The sequence below is a fragment of the Nostoc sp. genome (genome assembly GCF_036919895.1).
Lineage (GTDB): Bacteria > Cyanobacteriota > Cyanobacteriia > Cyanobacteriales > Nostocaceae > Nostoc.
In genome coordinates, this window is record NZ_JBALBW010000013.1 from 1 (window position 1) to 14,864 (window position 14,864).

14 protein-coding genes are annotated in these 14,864 nt (G+C 42.5%); 8 read left to right on the forward strand and 6 right to left on the reverse strand.

Annotated features, from left to right (window positions below; genetic code table 11):
• Nucleotides 1–130: 130 nt before the first annotated feature.
• Nucleotides 131–652, reverse strand: a complete 522-nt coding sequence (locus tag V7K55_RS01995; protein WP_334827656.1) for a hypothetical protein — start codon at nucleotides 650–652, stop codon at nucleotides 131–133.
• A gap of 233 nt (nucleotides 653–885) precedes the next feature.
• Here V7K55_RS01995 and nfi point away from each other — a divergent pair, with 233 nt between their 5' ends.
• The 3 genes from nfi (at nucleotide 886) to V7K55_RS02010 (ending at nucleotide 4,200) form a co-directional block, all read left to right on the forward strand.
• The gene (gene nfi / locus V7K55_RS02000) at nucleotides 886–1,551 is read left to right on the forward strand and encodes a deoxyribonuclease V (protein WP_334827658.1); all 666 of its coding nucleotides are present in this window, start codon (nucleotides 886–888) and stop codon (nucleotides 1,549–1,551) included.
• Nucleotides 1,552–1,658: 107 nt separating this feature from the next.
• Nucleotides 1,659–2,198, forward strand: a complete 540-nt coding sequence (locus V7K55_RS02005) for an FHA domain-containing protein (protein WP_334827660.1) — start codon at nucleotides 1,659–1,661, stop codon at nucleotides 2,196–2,198.
• 43 nt (nucleotides 2,199–2,241) lie between these two features.
• Nucleotides 2,242–4,200 carry an FHA domain-containing protein gene (locus V7K55_RS02010; protein WP_334827662.1) on the forward strand — a complete coding sequence of 653 codons (1,959 nt, stop codon included), beginning with the start codon at nucleotides 2,242–2,244 and terminating at the stop codon, nucleotides 4,198–4,200.
• Between the two features lie 485 nt (nucleotides 4,201–4,685).
• Here the strand turns inward: V7K55_RS02010 and V7K55_RS02015 are convergent, their stop codons facing one another.
• Nucleotides 4,686–4,934 carry a hypothetical protein gene (locus tag V7K55_RS02015; protein ID WP_334827665.1) on the reverse strand — a complete coding sequence of 83 codons (249 nt, stop codon included), beginning with the start codon at nucleotides 4,932–4,934 and terminating at the stop codon, nucleotides 4,686–4,688.
• Nucleotides 4,935–5,068: 134 nt separating this feature from the next.
• Between V7K55_RS02015 and V7K55_RS02020 the strand changes: the two genes are divergently transcribed.
• Complete coding sequence (locus V7K55_RS02020) at nucleotides 5,069–7,963, forward strand: tetratricopeptide repeat protein (RefSeq protein ID WP_334827667.1); 2,895 nt, start codon at nucleotides 5,069–5,071, stop codon at nucleotides 7,961–7,963.
• A 57-nt stretch (nucleotides 7,964–8,020) separates the two neighbouring features.
• Here V7K55_RS02020 and V7K55_RS02025 read toward each other — a convergent pair whose 3' ends face one another.
• On the reverse strand, nucleotides 8,021–8,155 hold the full coding sequence (locus V7K55_RS02025; RefSeq protein WP_334827669.1) for a hypothetical protein: 135 nt from the start codon (nucleotides 8,153–8,155) through the stop codon (nucleotides 8,021–8,023).
• 75 nt (nucleotides 8,156–8,230) lie between these two features.
• Here V7K55_RS02025 and V7K55_RS02030 point away from each other — a divergent pair, with 75 nt between their 5' ends.
• A complete protein-coding gene (locus V7K55_RS02030) occupies nucleotides 8,231–8,485 on the forward strand; it encodes a UPF0175 family protein (RefSeq protein ID WP_334827671.1) in 255 nt (84 codons plus the stop codon).
• Between the two features lie 214 nt (nucleotides 8,486–8,699).
• A complete protein-coding gene (locus tag V7K55_RS02035; protein ID WP_334827673.1) occupies nucleotides 8,700–8,957 on the forward strand; it encodes a DUF3368 domain-containing protein in 258 nt (85 codons plus the stop codon).
• A gap of 277 nt (nucleotides 8,958–9,234) precedes the next feature.
• On the opposite strand, the gene V7K55_RS02040 is transcribed toward V7K55_RS02035, so the two are convergent.
• A complete protein-coding gene (locus V7K55_RS02040) occupies nucleotides 9,235–9,978 on the reverse strand; it encodes a response regulator transcription factor (protein WP_334827675.1) in 744 nt (247 codons plus the stop codon).
• Nucleotides 9,979–10,135: 157 nt separating this feature from the next.
• Between V7K55_RS02040 and V7K55_RS02045 the strand changes: the two genes are divergently transcribed.
• Nucleotides 10,136–11,200: a YheT family hydrolase gene (locus V7K55_RS02045; protein WP_334827677.1), complete on the forward strand. Its 1,065-nt coding sequence runs from the start codon at nucleotides 10,136–10,138 to the stop codon at nucleotides 11,198–11,200.
• Between the two features lie 40 nt (nucleotides 11,201–11,240).
• A complete protein-coding gene (gene hetI, locus V7K55_RS02050) occupies nucleotides 11,241–11,948 on the forward strand; it encodes a 4'-phosphopantetheinyl transferase HetI (protein WP_334827679.1) in 708 nt (235 codons plus the stop codon).
• Between the two features lie 39 nt (nucleotides 11,949–11,987).
• Here the strand turns inward: hetI and V7K55_RS02055 are convergent, their stop codons facing one another.
• Both V7K55_RS02055 and V7K55_RS02060 read right to left on the reverse strand, forming a co-directional pair.
• Nucleotides 11,988–12,791 (reverse strand): SDR family NAD(P)-dependent oxidoreductase, encoded by an 804-nt coding sequence (locus V7K55_RS02055; RefSeq protein ID WP_334827681.1) that lies wholly within the window; start codon nucleotides 12,789–12,791, stop codon nucleotides 11,988–11,990.
• A gap of 556 nt (nucleotides 12,792–13,347) precedes the next feature.
• A complete protein-coding gene (locus V7K55_RS02060; protein ID WP_334827683.1) occupies nucleotides 13,348–14,862 on the reverse strand; it encodes a thioester reductase domain-containing protein in 1,515 nt (504 codons plus the stop codon).
• Nucleotides 14,863–14,864: the final 2 nt, after the last annotated feature.

A 14,864-nucleotide genomic window follows, 5' to 3' on the forward strand; every position in this document is an offset into this window, starting at 1 on the left:
TGAGCGACTGCCGCACAGAGAAGCCAGTGCGTTGCGGGGGTGGAGGAGTTTGTAGCACCTGGCGCAACACAGAGAAATGAGGAGAAGAGAGTTTTCACCAGTTTTTGGGTATTTTTTTATTTGGAAGTCCCTAACGTTCTTTTGTAATCACCGAACTACCATTACTAATACTTACTTTTTGAATAAAAACGTCAGTACAAGATGATAAAATATCAGCGCTTATTTGGTTAGCAATAAATTCAAAATCTTGGTTTGTTAATCCCCGTGCAGTATCGCCACTTAAGTTAATAGAAATAGTCAGAGTTTGAGGATTGCTGGAAGAATTTTCATTATCTACTTCTTCTAGTTCAGCTTCTATTATACCTAGATTAAACTCTTTAGTCCAAGCTGGAAACTTCTTACCAGTTTGTTGTCCGTAAATTTTCACGCTTTCAATAGATGCAGCCCCTAAACCAGTTAAACCTTTGCGGATAAATGCAACTAAAATTTGCTGATTTGGTACTTGGGCAGATTCTAGCGTTACCTCTAACCAAGCATCTTGAAAGGCAACTTTTGCAGCGATCCCTTTGGGGTGTAGGTGGCGGTTCATCAGAGATGCGATCGCTTCTACATCTCCCTGTTTTGCAAGTTCCAGAATATTTGGCTGTGTCATAACCACTAAAAGGGAAAATCTAGGAAAATAAGCTTATATTCTTAGGATTCCCTCTTCACAGCCTTAAGTAACATTATGATCCAAAATATCAACTAGCTTGGGTTAAAATATTTAGTATAAAGATAGTCTTTCACATACCTTTGTAAAAAAGATATTTTCCCTAGCTCAACATCTATTTTGCCCTACCCCAATTAACAGGATTAATATTAATCAGTTTAATTCCAATTTTAGATATGAAGATTTATCAAGATCATGCTTGGCCCTCAACGCTAGAGGAAGCCATAGTTATCCAAGAAACGCTGCGATATCGAGTAATTACTGAAGACGAACTACGAGAACCTATCCAGTCCGTTGCTGGTGTGGATATGGGTTTTGAAGCGGATGGAACCATTAGCCGTGCAGCTGTGGCAGTACTGAGTTTTCCTGATTTGCAAGTAATCGAGACAAGCCTAGCACACCGTCCTACAACCTTCCCTTATGTTCCTGGGTTCCTCTCATTTCGGGAAATACCAGCTGTCCTTGATGCCCTAGAAAAGATTACAACAATACCAGATATCATTTTGTGTGATGGTCAGGGAATTGCTCATCCTCGGAGATTAGGGATAGCTAGCCATTTAGGGTTACTGATAGATATACCAACAATTGGTGTAGCCAAGTCTTTGTTCATAGGTAAGCATGAGGAATTGCCAGAAACTAGAGGCAACTGGCAACCACTGATCCATAATGGTGAAACCATTGGGGCAGTTTTGCGATCGCGCACAGGGGTCAAACCTCTGTACATTTCTTGCGGTCATCGAATTAGTTTACCAACAGCAATTGACTATGTATTACGCTGCACGCCAAAATATCGGCTGCCAGAAACTACACGCATCGCTGATAGACTAGCGTCGGCAAAATAAAGCTTGTTGAAGTTTTTTCTAAATACTTGCTTACACCGACGCAATCGTGTTAGGAATCGCACAGAAGAAAGTTGAAGTAGCTAAATACCATTTACGAAGTTAGAACAATGAACGCACTAACTTTACACTGGCACGATTCAGGCCAAAATAAAACTCAGAACATTTACGAACAACAGCCAAGTAAAAATCTTGGCACTATCCGCATTGGTCGCGACCCCCTCCGGTGCGATATTGTTTTGAGTCACCCCACTGTCTCTGGTTTGCACGTTGAAATATTTTTTCATCACCAGCAACAGCGTTTTTATATTAGGAATTTGCGATCGCAAAATCCCCCTCTGATCGATGGACGGCAATTAGTTCAAGGTGAAATGCCTTTAACTGATGGCACTAGTATCTCTTTGGGACAAATACAACTCAACGTTTCTAGCATTTCCACGGGTAGCATCCCAGCAACAGTTTTGATGCCACCCCATCCACCAGTTCATATCGGAAATCACCATCATTCACCAACACCGCCAGGAGTTTATGGCTTAGAATGCCCCAAATGTCATAAAGTTTCCCCAGGAGAAAATCTACAAATTGGCTGTCATTGGTGTGGGACATCTTTGGCTGCGGCTGTGAGTGTCTTGGTAGCACCGAGTAGTTAGGGAATAGGAAGGCGACAAGGAAAATAATCATGTCCAATGACCAATGACAAATGACTTACAAATCCAATTAAGTTGGGAAGAACCAGCGACGGGAGAACGGCGAGAACCAAGGTTGAATATGCCGATCGCTTTTGGTCGAGAATTCCCTCGCTTACCTGCTGAACTTAGGGGAGTACGCGTTTCTCGGATGCTGCTTAACAGTAACGAAGTTTCTCGCTACCACGCCCTAATTGACTGGGAACAAGACCATCTCGTAGTGATTGACCAAGGCAGCGTTAACGGTGTGTATGTCAATGGCCAACCACAAACGCGCAGTGTTTTGGTTAATGGCGATACGTTGCAAATTGGCCCCTATCTAATCACTATTACCTTTGCTGCTAGTGCCTCTGCACCAGATACTAGCCCTCCTTCAACGATTCACTTCAACGTAAATACCAATCTTCCAGACCCCAGTTTGCCTGTAGCCCAGCCGTTAACGCCCTTGGCAAGTAATTTCCCACCACTGGCGTTTCAGGCGGAAAACGTCGCTGTGCAAGCGCTTTATGCTACAGGATTATCAGTAGATGAATCTGATTATCTAGCGATCGGGGCGGGATTGGGTAGCTTTGTTTGGGCTGATTTTCTGCGACTTAGCGGTGTGCGTCCTGACAAAATTGTAGCTTTGGGATTAGAGGCAGAACCTTATGCTCGTTACAAACGCCTTTGTTTGAATTCGCAAATTCCCTTATATGAAAGACTGCGATCGAATTCTGACTCTTGTCCTGATAATATTTGGGGCTGGCCTAGTTATGCCTTGCGTGAGGCTTGGCACGATTGCACTAAGGGACAGATAAACTCAGCATTTAAGTATTTGTGGCAAGTGTTTTCAGAACCAACATTTGCCGAAACTTATACACCGCGTGCTGGTAACGTCTTTGATTCCATAGACCGGGAAGCGAAGCGTATTGGTTGGAATCAAATTTATCGCTATGGACGAGTTAGGGCAATTCGCAAAACTGATGATGGCAGATATTGTGTAGCCTATTCTCGCGCCCCAGGAGATTATGCTTTTTTAGTTAGTCGTTATTTACATTTAGCTACTGGGTATCCAGCAATTCAGTTTCTTCCTGATTTGCAAGCTTATAGAGAAAAATATCAAGATTTTAAATCTGTCGTCAATGCTTATGAAGCCCACGATCATGTTTATGAGCAACTAGAACGACAAGGTGGTACGGTGTTGATTCGGGGGCGGGGAATTGTGGCTTCGCGGATTATTCAACGCATTTATGAAGCCAGAAAGCGAAATCAGAATATTGCAGTTTTGCATTTAATGCGATCGCCTAAACCTCAAGGTAACAAATTTCAAAATACCCAGCGCCTAGTCAAAAATCATTACGAATTTCAACCCTTTAACTGGCCGAAAGCCTGTTGGGGCGGCGAACTCCGGGTAATGTTAGAAAAAGCCACCCCCGATGAACGCAAGCGTTTATTAGCAGACTGGGGTGGAACTACCACCGCCGACCGCCTAGACTGGCAGCAAATTACTGCCCAAGGCATCAGCGAAGGCTGGTATCAAATTACCTTCGGAGAGGTTTTGGATGTAGAACGAGATGCCCAAAACCGGACTATTACCCATATCCGAGAACAAAGCTTTGGGGAAATAAAATTGCTAGCTGATTTTATTGTTGATGCTACTGGACTAGACGCTAAAGTAGATGCCAATCCTCTGATAGCAGATTTGGTAAAAAATTACAATCTCCCAGTGAATCACTTGGGGAGATTGACTGTAGCGAACAATTTTGAATTAGTAGAAATGCGTAGTGGCAAAGGTCAAATGTATGCTGCTGGGGCTATTACTTTAGGTGGCCCTTATGCCGCAGTTGATAGTTTTTTGGGCTTGCAATATGCTGCATTAGTCGCTGTTGATGGACTCGCCGCCACCCGTGCTACTGGAGTCCATCGTTTGAATACTATAAATTCCTTTAGGCAGTGGTTGAAGTGGGCGTTAAATCAGTCACCTTAGAATTAGGAAGCAGAAGGCAGGATGAATATAGTATTTATCTGGCTGTTTTGAGTTCCAAATCCCAGATTTGAGGTTCAAAGGCTCAACGTTCGAGCAAAAAGGCGCAACGTTCGAGTAAAAAGGCTCAACGTTCGAGTAAAAAGGTGCAACGTTCGAGTAAAAAGGTGCAACGTTTGAGTAAAAAGGCTCAACGTTCGAGTAAAAAGGCTCAACGTTCGAGTAAAAAGGCTCAACGTTCGAGTAAAAAGGTGCAACGTTTGAGTAAAAAGGCTCAACATTCGAGTAAAAAGGCTCAAAAACTCAAGTTATGAGCAATACTTTCAGCCTGCCTGTGATTCAAATCGCAGGTTAACAGCACAAGTCAGTTAAAACTGACTCAAATTAACTAAATTTTAGTCCGTTTGAACGGACTTAAACTATTAGCCTCAGAATTGATTCCGAGGCGGGATAGTAACGAAGCGAAAAATTTGCCTTTGCCAGTCAGGCTACTTTGTTTTTTCGCTTGTCGGGCGTACTAAAGTTTTAACTAAACCCGTAATCGCCACAATCACAGAGGCAATTCCCCCAATCGACAATGAAGTTAAAATTGCCGCCGCCAGAATGATTTCAGTAGGGCTGTATCCATCTCGCATCCAAGTAGATGGATTCTCTACCGATGTTGGCGAGGTGGGGACTAATTGCGAAGTTTGGGTGGTTTGATTGGAGTTGACTGGAGTTGTTAAGGCAGTTCTCATGGCTAAACCTCTTCTAAATGTTTCTATGCAAATCGTATTTCTGCCAGAAGAAGAGGAGATTCCCTAGAAATGGAGACAAAGTAGAGAGAAGGTAGAAATTAAGTAGAATCGAGAAGAAATCTCACAAGCTGTCTATGGAATGGGCTGATTTTCTAGCCAATGAAGCTGCTATTAATAGCTTATCCCCAGAGCAAACGGCAGCTTTTGTAGAGCGTTTGAAGACTGAAAACTCAGGTAAGAGTGAGGCAAAACTTGCCAGCGAGTTGAACATCGGTGCGGCTGCGTTAAAAAAGCGGATGACTGAGGTTTATGACAAATTTGCCCAGTGTTATCCTGAGTTAGCCAATTCTGAAAGCCGGGGTAAGCTAGAAAAGTTACGGGCTTGTCTGACAAACAAATATAATGGCGGGCAAGATGCCCACCCCACAATTAAAGAAATTCATCAAAATATTCCTCCTGCTGTCCCATTTGAAAAATTTGTGGGGCGTGAGGCAGAACTAGAAAAACTGCACCAGCAATTACAAATATCTCGGCAAGTTGCCATTGTAGCTGTGGCGGGTATGGGTGGAGTCGGCAAAACTGAACTCGCTACCCAATACGCCAAACAGCATTTGCAGAAATATCAAGGTGGGGTTTGCTGGTTATCTGCACAGGGAATAGATGTCGGAATTCAGATTCTCAGATTTGCGGAATTAAAATTTAAACTTATTGCACCGGATGACTGGGAATTAGCAGATAGACTGAGATACTGCTGGCAGAATTGGCAACAAGGTGAAGTGCTGCTGGTGTTTGATGATGTCACCGACTACAAAACACAGGTTCAGCCTTATCTACCCCCAGAATCACCCCGGTTTAAAATATTGCTGACAACGCGCCTGGGGTTTGATAGAACTTTGCCACAATTACCTTTGGGTGTTCTCAAACCATTGGCGGCGATGAAATTATTAAAATCGCTGGTTGATAGAGAACGACTTAAAAGCGAACCTTGGATTGCGAGAGAAATTTGTAAATCCTTGGGATATTTGCCTTTGGCGTTAGAGTTGGTGGGGCGATATCTGGATACAATGCCAGATTTGTCTCTGGAAACACTGCTGAAGCGCCTAAAGAAAAAGCGACTGGAACACGAAGCAGTCGCCAAGACTAATCCATTGATGCGTTATGAATATGGTGTGGCTGAAGCTTTTGCATTGAGTTGGGAACAGTTGGATGAAAATGCACAACGCTTAGGCTGTTGGCTGAGTTTGTATGCCTTGGCTGATATTCCGTTATCTGTGGAGGCGATAGAAGATGACGATGAACAAGAACTCAAGGAAAAAGCTATAGCTAAGTTGCGGAAACTACATTTAATACAATGGCAAAGTAAGGGAATTTATCGTCTACATCCACTGATTCGGCAATTTTTCCAAATGAAGTTGGATGAGTCAAGTAATGCAGATGAGTTGAAAACTGCTTTTGTAGCACAGATGGTAAAGGTAGCAAAGCAAATTCCTCAACAGCCTAACCTTGGAGATATTTTCAACCTCACTCCACATATCCCCCACATTGCAGAAATTGCTACCTACCTATCCCAATATCTCAGCGACGAGGATTTAATTTGGTCTTTCACAGGTTTAGGCCGGTTTTATGAAGGTCAAGGACTTTATCAGCAAGCAGAACCTTGGCTACAACAGTGTGTAGACATAGCTCAAAATCGTTTTGGTTTAGAACATCCCAATGTCGCCACTAGTCTGAACAATCTCGCAGCACTCTACGTTTCTACAGGACGCTACAGCGAAGCTGAACCCCTTTATCAGCAAGCTTTGGAACTGACAAAACGCTTATTGGGAGACAACCATCCCAATGTCGCCACTAGCCTGAACAATCTCGCAGAACTCTACCGTTCTACAGGACGTTACAGCGAAGCTGAACCCCTGTATCAGCAAGCTTTAGAACTGACAAAACGCTTATTGGGAGACAATCATCTCGATGTCGCCACTAGCCTGAACAATTTCGCAGCACTCTACGTTTCTACAGGACGCTACAGCGAAGCTGAACCCCTGTATCAGCAAGCTTTAGAACTGACAAAACGCTTGCTAGGAGACAACCATCCCAATGTCGCCACTAGCCTGAACAATCTCGCAGAACTCTACCGTTCTACAGGACGTTACAGCGAAGCTGAACCCCTGTATCAGCAAGCTTTAGAACTGACAAAACGCTTATTGGGAGACAATCATCTCGATGTCGCCACTAGCCTGAACAATTTCGCAGCACTCTACGTTTCTACAGGACGCTACAGCGAAGCTGAACCCCTGTATCAGCAAGCTTTAGAACTGACAAAACGCTTGCTAGGAGACAACCATCCCAATGTCGCCATTAGCCTGAACAATCTCGCAGAACTCTACCGTTCTACAGGACGCTATAGCGAAGCCGAATCCCTGTGTCAGCAAGCTTTGGAACTGACAAAACGCTTATTGGGAGACAACCATCCCAATGTCGCCACTAGCCTAAACAATCTCGCAGAACTCTACCGTTCTACAGGACGTTACAGCGAAGCTGAACCCCTTTATCAGCAAGCTTTGGAACTGACAAAACGCTTACTAGGAGATAACCATCCTAATGTCGCCAATAGCTTGAACAATCTCGCATTACTCTACGTTTCTACAGGACGCTACAGCGAAGCTGAACCCCTGTATCAGCAAGCTTTGGAATTGACAAAACGCTTGCTAGGAGACAACCATCCCAATGTCGCCATTAGCCTGAACAATCTCGCAGAACTCTACCGTTCTACAGGACGCTATAGCGAAGCCGAATCCCTGTGTCAGCAAGCTTTGGAACTGACAAAACGCTTACTAGGAGATAACCATCCTAATGTCGCCATTAGTCTGAACAATCTCGCAGGACTTTATCAGTCTATAAAACGCTATAGCAAAGCCAAACCTCTGTTTGAGCAAGCTTTAACAATTTGTGAATGTACTTTAGGTGTAGATCATCCCGATACAATAGCAGTTCGGAGAAATTATGAAAGGTTTTTAAAAGAAGCATATCGCTAACGATCGCACCCTTTCTTCCAAAATCACACCAAATTGATGCCACACAACAGTTGTAGTTCAAACTTTAGCAGCGATCGCCATCAATTCTAACTTCAAACAGCGATCGCTCCCTCTTAATCTCTTTCTCTGTGTCCTCTGCGCCTCTGCGGTTCGATTCTCATGCTGAGTGACAACGTGCGATCGTCCTGTCATATCCAAAGTACATTGACACTCTCAGGTCTAAAGACGCTGAGATTCTTTGCTCTCTAATAAACTGAGGATAAATGTATGCGAACAGTACCAATCCAATTACCAGAAACAGTATTTTCAGCACTTCGTAAAAGCCCTGAAGAATTTATCCAAGAAATGCGAATTGCCGCAGCAGTTAAATGGTATGAGTTAGGTGACATTTCACAAGCGAAAGCAGCAGAAATTGCTGGGCTAACTCGTGCTGAATTTATTAATGCCTTATCACGCTACCAAGTAGATTTTATGCAATATACTGCCCAAGAGTTAGTCGAGGAACTGGCTAATGTCGATTAATTGTGTAATTATTAACTCTTCACCTTTGATTGTTCTTTTGAAAAGTTAGCAAGCACAATTAGTTCCACAATTATTCACAGAAATTTTAGTTCCATTAGGTGTTTTTGAAGAAGTCACAACAAAAGATGATGTTGCATCAACACAATTACCCAGTATTTCTTGGATAAAAACAGTAGAAGTTAATACTATTGCTCCTGTTGTAGCAGCTTGGGATTTGGGAAAAGGAGAATCACAAGTATTGAGTTTGGCACTAAAAAATTCCGACTGTGCCGCTATTGTTGACGATAGGGCAGCACGGCGTTGTGGTCAAGCTTTAGGTATAACCACTATCGGAACAGGAAGTTTGCTGATATTAGCAAAAAGACGTGGGCTAATCCCAAGCATATCTCGTGGGATTCAAGCTTTGCGTGATGCTGGTTTGTGGTTATCCGATAATTTGGTCAATTTGCTCAAACAACAAGCAGGGGAATAGCGATCGCCCCTCTGTAACTTCAAAAGGCGATCGCTTAGGAACGCAAATTTAATAACGTGCAATTCTTATTTAACTTGGAATAGTGCGTTACGCTCCGCTAACACACCCTACTTTTGCATTTTATTTAATCCACATTCCTTACTATGTCTCTCAAGAGACGCTGCATTGCAACGTCTCTACACATCTCAGCAATAACCTTAACTAAACGGTAAGGATTTAAGAATTTTGCAGAGTTCTTGCCTAAGTGATGGCTTAGTTAAGGGAATTTAGCGTGATTTCATTCAACAACTGTTACTGAAGCCCCTTCAACTGCTGGAGGGATACCTGGTAACTCCAGACAGTATCCAGCACCATACACTGTTTTGATATAACGGGGGTGGCGAGGATCTGGTTCTAGCTTGGTTCTCAAGTGGCGAATATGGACTCGAATCGTTTCTATGTCATCATCAGGATCGTAGCCCCAAACTTCTCTGAGGATTTCACTGGGAGAAACTGTTTGACCGTGGCGTTGTAGTAAGCAGTGAAGTAACTCAAATTCCAAGTGAGTCAATTTCACCGTGTCATTGAACCATATTGCCTCAAATCTTTCGGGAACGAGGGTGAGTGAGCCATAGTTCAAAATCTCACTATGCTTTGCTGCTTGGGGAATGCGGTCAGTCCGTCGCAAAAGCGCCCGCACCCGCGCTAGCAGTTCTTCAACTTCAAAAGGTTTGGTGAGGTAGTCATCTGCGCCAGCGTTGAAGCCTTCTACTTTGTTCTGAGTTTGGCTCAAAGCCGTCAACATTAACACGGGAATCTCAGAGGTGCGATCGTCGCGGCGCAGGCGTTGGCAAACGGTAAAGCCATCTACCCTGGGCAACATTAAATCGAGCATAATCAAGTCTGGCTGTAGCTGGAGAGCCAGCGCTTGACCTTTGATGCCGTCTTCAGCTTGACTAACATCGTAGCCAGCCATTTCCAAGTTGACGGCAACTAGTTCTGAAATCGCTGGGTCATCGTCTATGACAAGAATCCTCGGCATTCTTAAAAAATTATTACTACTTATTAAGGATAAATAACAACCTTTGCTAGATACAAAGATTTTTGAAGCAATGATGAAAAAGGTTTTAAATCTTACATAAATATTAAGATTAAATGACTATGAAATCAAGACTCAACTACACGAAATCTTATAGTCTATGATGTGTTATACTCCCTCCTACAATCCGTCTTGGTTTTTACAAAACGGTGTGATGATGACTGTATACGCCGCTTTGTGGGGAAAGCGTCACTGGAAAAGTACTACTAAAGACCCAGAACCGTCTTATCACGAGAAAATCTTTATTGGTGGCCAAGGTGTGCCAATTTTTGGCTTGGTTGCCATCCCAGAAAATGCTCATAGTACGATTATCGGCACTTATGGCATTACTGGAGAATTAAAAACGGAATGGTTTTTGAGAGTGCTAGGGCGTAAAGCTTATGCTCAGGGATACGCTGTGGTGTTATTTGATTGGCGGGCCCACGGCAGAACTGCCGAACTGTCCCCAACTCTAACTTCTGATGGTTTATACGAGGGGGAAGATTTTGTTCGCATCGCCGCCGCCGCTAAGGCAATGGGATGTCCGGGAAAATTTTGGTTTACAGGGTTTTCTTTAGGAGGACAATTGGCGCTATGGGCGGTGAAGGTGGCTAGTGAAGTGATTAGGGAAAATGAAGATTTAGGACTAGAAGATAGGGATATTGGTGGTGGTATGGTGATTTGTCCGAGTTTGGATTCGGAGCGATCGCTATCTTATCTAGTTACAAAACCCTTGGGCAGATATTTGGAAGCGGGGATTGCCCAAAATTTAAAAAAACTGGCATGGCGGATTCATGATGCTCATCCTGGAAGCCTTGACCCAGAAGCCATTGAACGGGCGAATAGTATTTGGGGTTTTGACAATGAACTGGTAATTAAGCGACTTGGTTTTTCTTCTGTGGAAGCATATTACCAAGCTAGTAGTGCTTTACAAATATTGCCGCAAATTTCAAAACCTACCTTGATCTTATATGCTGCTGACGATCCACTTTTTGACCCAGCTATCATACCGGAATTACAACAAGCGTGCGATCGCAATTCCGCAATAGATTTATTACTCACTCAGCACGGCGGTCATGTTGGCTATTTGAGTAGCAAAGAGTGCCAGCGTAAAGTAAAGGATTCCGATCCTTGGTGGGCCTGGAATCGGATTTTAGAATGGTTGGAGCAACAGCGTAATTCGTAATTCTAAGATCCGTAGTCCGATTTATAAAAATGGTATTATCATGAATTTCTGGCTACCTGCGCCCACAAATTTAACTTTGCGACCGGATGAGATTCATGTCTGGCGGATAGAACTTGACCAACCAGAACCACAACTGCAAAATTTAGCAGCAACACTTTCCAGTGACGAAACGGCTCGTGCTGAACGGTTCTATTTTCAGGAACATCGGCAGCGTTTCATCGCTGGTCGTGGTATTCTGCGAACTATATTAGGTCGCTATTTGGGTATCCAGCCGTCACAAGTGCAGTTTAATTATCAACAGCGTGGCAAACCAGTATTAGCAGATACATTTACTGATAGTGGACTGGAGTTTAACTTGTCTCATTCTCAAGGGTTGGGTTTGTGTGCGGTGAATTGCACCCGCCAAATTGGTGTAGACCTAGAATATATTCGCCCGATGTCTGACATTGAAGCTCTTGCCAAACGGTTCTTTTTACCGAGAGAATATGATATGTTGCGATCGCTATCTCCCAACCAACAGCAAGAGATATTTTTCCGTTACTGGACTTGTAAGGAAGCTTATTTAAAAGCAACTGGAGACGGACTATCCCAGTTAGAGCAAATTGAAGTGTCGCTCACTCCCACAGAACCAGCCAAGTTACAGATATCTGAAGACTGGAGTCTTTTTGAACTAGTACCGGCTAACAATTATCTTGCTGCTGTTGCTGTGGCAAATTTTGGCTGGGATTTGAAATGTTGGCAATATTAATGCTAGTCATTGGTCAAGAGTTATGAATTCTTCCCCTGCTTATTTGTCCTCCTGCATATTCCTCACAATTTTTGTCACCAGGTTTCTGGGTACAAATCTGACGCTTTTTGCAAGTAGTTTATTCATAAAACCAGGAATGACAATGGTTTTGCCCTTCATTAAGGCGTGAAAACCAATTTCGGCAACTGTTTTTGCATCCATCATCTTCTTGCCCTTGAGTAACTTAGAGTCAGCCATACCAGTTCTTTCATGAAAGCCAGATTCTGTTGAACCTGGGCAAAGAACTGTCACAGTGACACCAGTACCTTCTAATTCATTAGCGATCGCTTCTGAAAAAGATAAGATATAAGCTTTGGTAGCAAAATAAACCGCCATCAAAGGCCCTGGTTGAAAAGCCGCAGCCGAGGCGACGTTTAATATTTTACCATCACCTTGCTTTACCATCCCCTTCACGAATAGCTTGGTTAAATGGGTGAGACACACCAAATTTACCTGTAGCATTTCCAATTCAGTAGCTAGGTCTGTTTCGTAAAATAATCCATGTATACCAAATCCAGCATTATTTACCAGCACATCAACATTAATATCGGCTTTTTGTAACTCCGTGAAAATTTCTTCAGGAGCTGTTGAGATAGATAAATCCTTAACAATAGTTTTGACAAAATTTCCAAATTTTTCTTGGAATATAGCTGCAATTTCTACAAGCTGTAACCCATTTCTGTCTACTAAGACCAGATTGTAATCATGAGCAGCAAAAATACATGCTAATTCGTAGCCAATTCCACCGGCTGCCCCAGTAATAAGAGCAGTTTTTTTGCTCCGACCTTGATGTGTTGTGTTCATGTAAGAATATTGGTGAATTCAACTTGATGAAGCTGCGTTGCATTTACAGTGGTTCTCGTTCTACAATTAAGTACACGTAATATCTGAACCAACGATAAACGTCTTAAGTTATTACCCTTTCAAATGCTTGTGTGATGCGTTAGATAGATGTAGCAATCCAAGCGCAAACTTAGGATTTATGCATCGAAGAAGTTGAGCATTAAAGAAATTCGGTTATTTCAAACTGCTAGCGCTGGTTTTTGTGAGTAATCAAAAGCCAGCAGGTAAAATCAAACTTTTGTGCCCGACACTAACCATTCTATCCTCGATTACTTCTGTCAAGAGGTGAATACTAAAAATTTACATTATTGAGCATAAAAAAACAGGGCAATTATCTTGCCTCTGTTGGTGTATCAGTTGTTGCTGGCATCTGAAATATGGTTCTTCAGTAGTACTGAGTTTTAAAAAACATGGACTAAACAAAATTTTTGTAGGGTGTGTTACGGCTTCCGTAACACACCGAAGTATCAGGGATAATACGTTACATTCCTAACACATCCTACAGAAGTTGAAATTCCTAAGCGAGATTCAAGAAACCGCTTTGAATCAAGTAGGCCGTATAAGTCATAAACAATTGAGAATCAATTGGAGGACAAGCAATAGAACTACCTGCCAATGCATGAAGAGTATCTTGGCAGCTAATATGAGGTCTTCTAGCTTGTAAGTACAAATCAGGAATAGTCAGTTGTTCATCAGACCAACGTTCCAGCAAAAATGGCCGCAGAGTATACAAAGGATTGTCAGCAGAAGTCACATTATTGATTAACTCTGATTGCCATTTTTCGTAAGGAATCATCTCAACTGAATAACCAAAAGAGCTTATCCACTCAACTAGCATTTTCAAAGCAGCAGGTTGGGGATGTTGTAAATTGAAAGCTTTACCTATGGATTCTTTTTGGCGTGATAGATAAACGATCGCTTTACTTACATAATCCACAGGTGACATATCCAACATATAATCTACATCAGGGAAATATCCCATTTGTAGACAGCCCTTGGTCATCAAATTGATGAAATCATGTGTGTTACAAATGCCTGTTTTGCTATCACCTGAAATCAGTGGTGGTCTATGGATAGTTACAGGAAGCCCACGGTCACGAGCAATTTTAACTAACTTTTCAGCTACCCATTTTGTTTGTGAGTAACCAAGATAAATACCTTCCCAATGATTGAATTCATCCTGTTCTTTGACAACCTTCCCAGCATAAGCAGTGGATTCAAAAACAGCCACACTAGAAACATAATGTACAGGCTTGACTTTAACTTGACAAGCCAATCTCAAAACTTCTTGTGTTCCTAAAACATTGGCTGCTTTCAGTGCAGAGTATGGGAAAACATAATTCAACAAAGCAGCACTATGATATATAGTATCAATATCGGCAGCTAAAACTTGAAATTGTTCCGAACCAATACCTAATAATGGTTGAGATAAATCACCGACAACCGGAATAATTCTGGAGCTAAATTCTTCCTGCCAAATTGCATACTGTTCCAGATTCTTTTGCAGTTTGCTTTTGCCTTCTTCGGCATTAGCAGCACGCACTAAACAATAGATATCGGCATTGGTTTCTTGTAGCAATTCCCGGATGATAAAAGCTCCTAAAAAGCCAGTTCCTCCAGTTAAAAAGATATTCTTGGGTTCACCCACAAGTACATTAGATGCAGCGCCGGGATGGATGGTGGGGTCAAGAACAGCCTCAGCACCTAAATCTAGAACTGAGGGTGCAGTGTTGGCATTAGAGGCTACTACCTTTGTATCTTGAACTGGTGAACCTTCTTGTACTTCTTCAGCTAAACGCTGTGAAAGAGCCTCAATATTTGGATAATGCCACAGAAGCAATGGAGATGGTTGAAATCCGAGCAACTTTTCTAAGTTACTTACTAGAATCATTGCTTGGGCTGAATCCAACCCATAGTTTTCTAAATGTTCTTTGATATCTATTTCATCAGTTGTTACATTTAGCAACTTAGCTAAGTTAGATACCAAAAATATTTGAATATCCTCTGCGGTGAAAGACTGTTTTATAGTCATTT

Excerpts from the sequence above, each read along its gene's own strand:
- V7K55_RS01995 (WP_334827656.1), bottom strand. The coding sequence starts at position 652 with ATGACACAGCCAAATATTCTGGAACTTGCAAAACAGGGAGATGTAGAA.
- nfi (WP_334827658.1), top strand. The coding sequence starts at position 886 with ATGAAGATTTATCAAGATCATGCTTGGCCCTCAACGCTAGAGGAAGCC.
- V7K55_RS02005 (WP_334827660.1), top strand. The coding sequence starts at position 1,659 with ATGAACGCACTAACTTTACACTGGCACGATTCAGGCCAAAATAAAACT.
- V7K55_RS02010 (WP_334827662.1), top strand. The coding sequence starts at position 2,242 with ATGACAAATGACTTACAAATCCAATTAAGTTGGGAAGAACCAGCGACG.
- V7K55_RS02015 (WP_334827665.1), bottom strand. The coding sequence starts at position 4,934 with ATGAGAACTGCCTTAACAACTCCAGTCAACTCCAATCAAACCACCCAA.
- V7K55_RS02020 (WP_334827667.1), top strand. The coding sequence starts at position 5,069 with ATGGAATGGGCTGATTTTCTAGCCAATGAAGCTGCTATTAATAGCTTA.
- V7K55_RS02025 (WP_334827669.1), bottom strand. The coding sequence starts at position 8,155 with ATGACAGGACGATCGCACGTTGTCACTCAGCATGAGAATCGAACCGCA.
- V7K55_RS02030 (WP_334827671.1), top strand. The coding sequence starts at position 8,231 with ATGCGAACAGTACCAATCCAATTACCAGAAACAGTATTTTCAGCACTT.
- V7K55_RS02040 (WP_334827675.1), bottom strand. The coding sequence starts at position 9,978 with ATGCCGAGGATTCTTGTCATAGACGATGACCCAGCGATTTCAGAACTA.
- V7K55_RS02045 (WP_334827677.1), top strand. The coding sequence starts at position 10,136 with ATGATGTGTTATACTCCCTCCTACAATCCGTCTTGGTTTTTACAAAAC.
- hetI (WP_334827679.1), top strand. The coding sequence starts at position 11,241 with ATGAATTTCTGGCTACCTGCGCCCACAAATTTAACTTTGCGACCGGAT.
- V7K55_RS02055 (WP_334827681.1), bottom strand. The coding sequence starts at position 12,791 with ATGAACACAACACATCAAGGTCGGAGCAAAAAAACTGCTCTTATTACT.
- V7K55_RS02060 (WP_334827683.1), bottom strand. The coding sequence starts at position 14,862 with ATGACTATAAAACAGTCTTTCACCGCAGAGGATATTCAAATATTTTTG.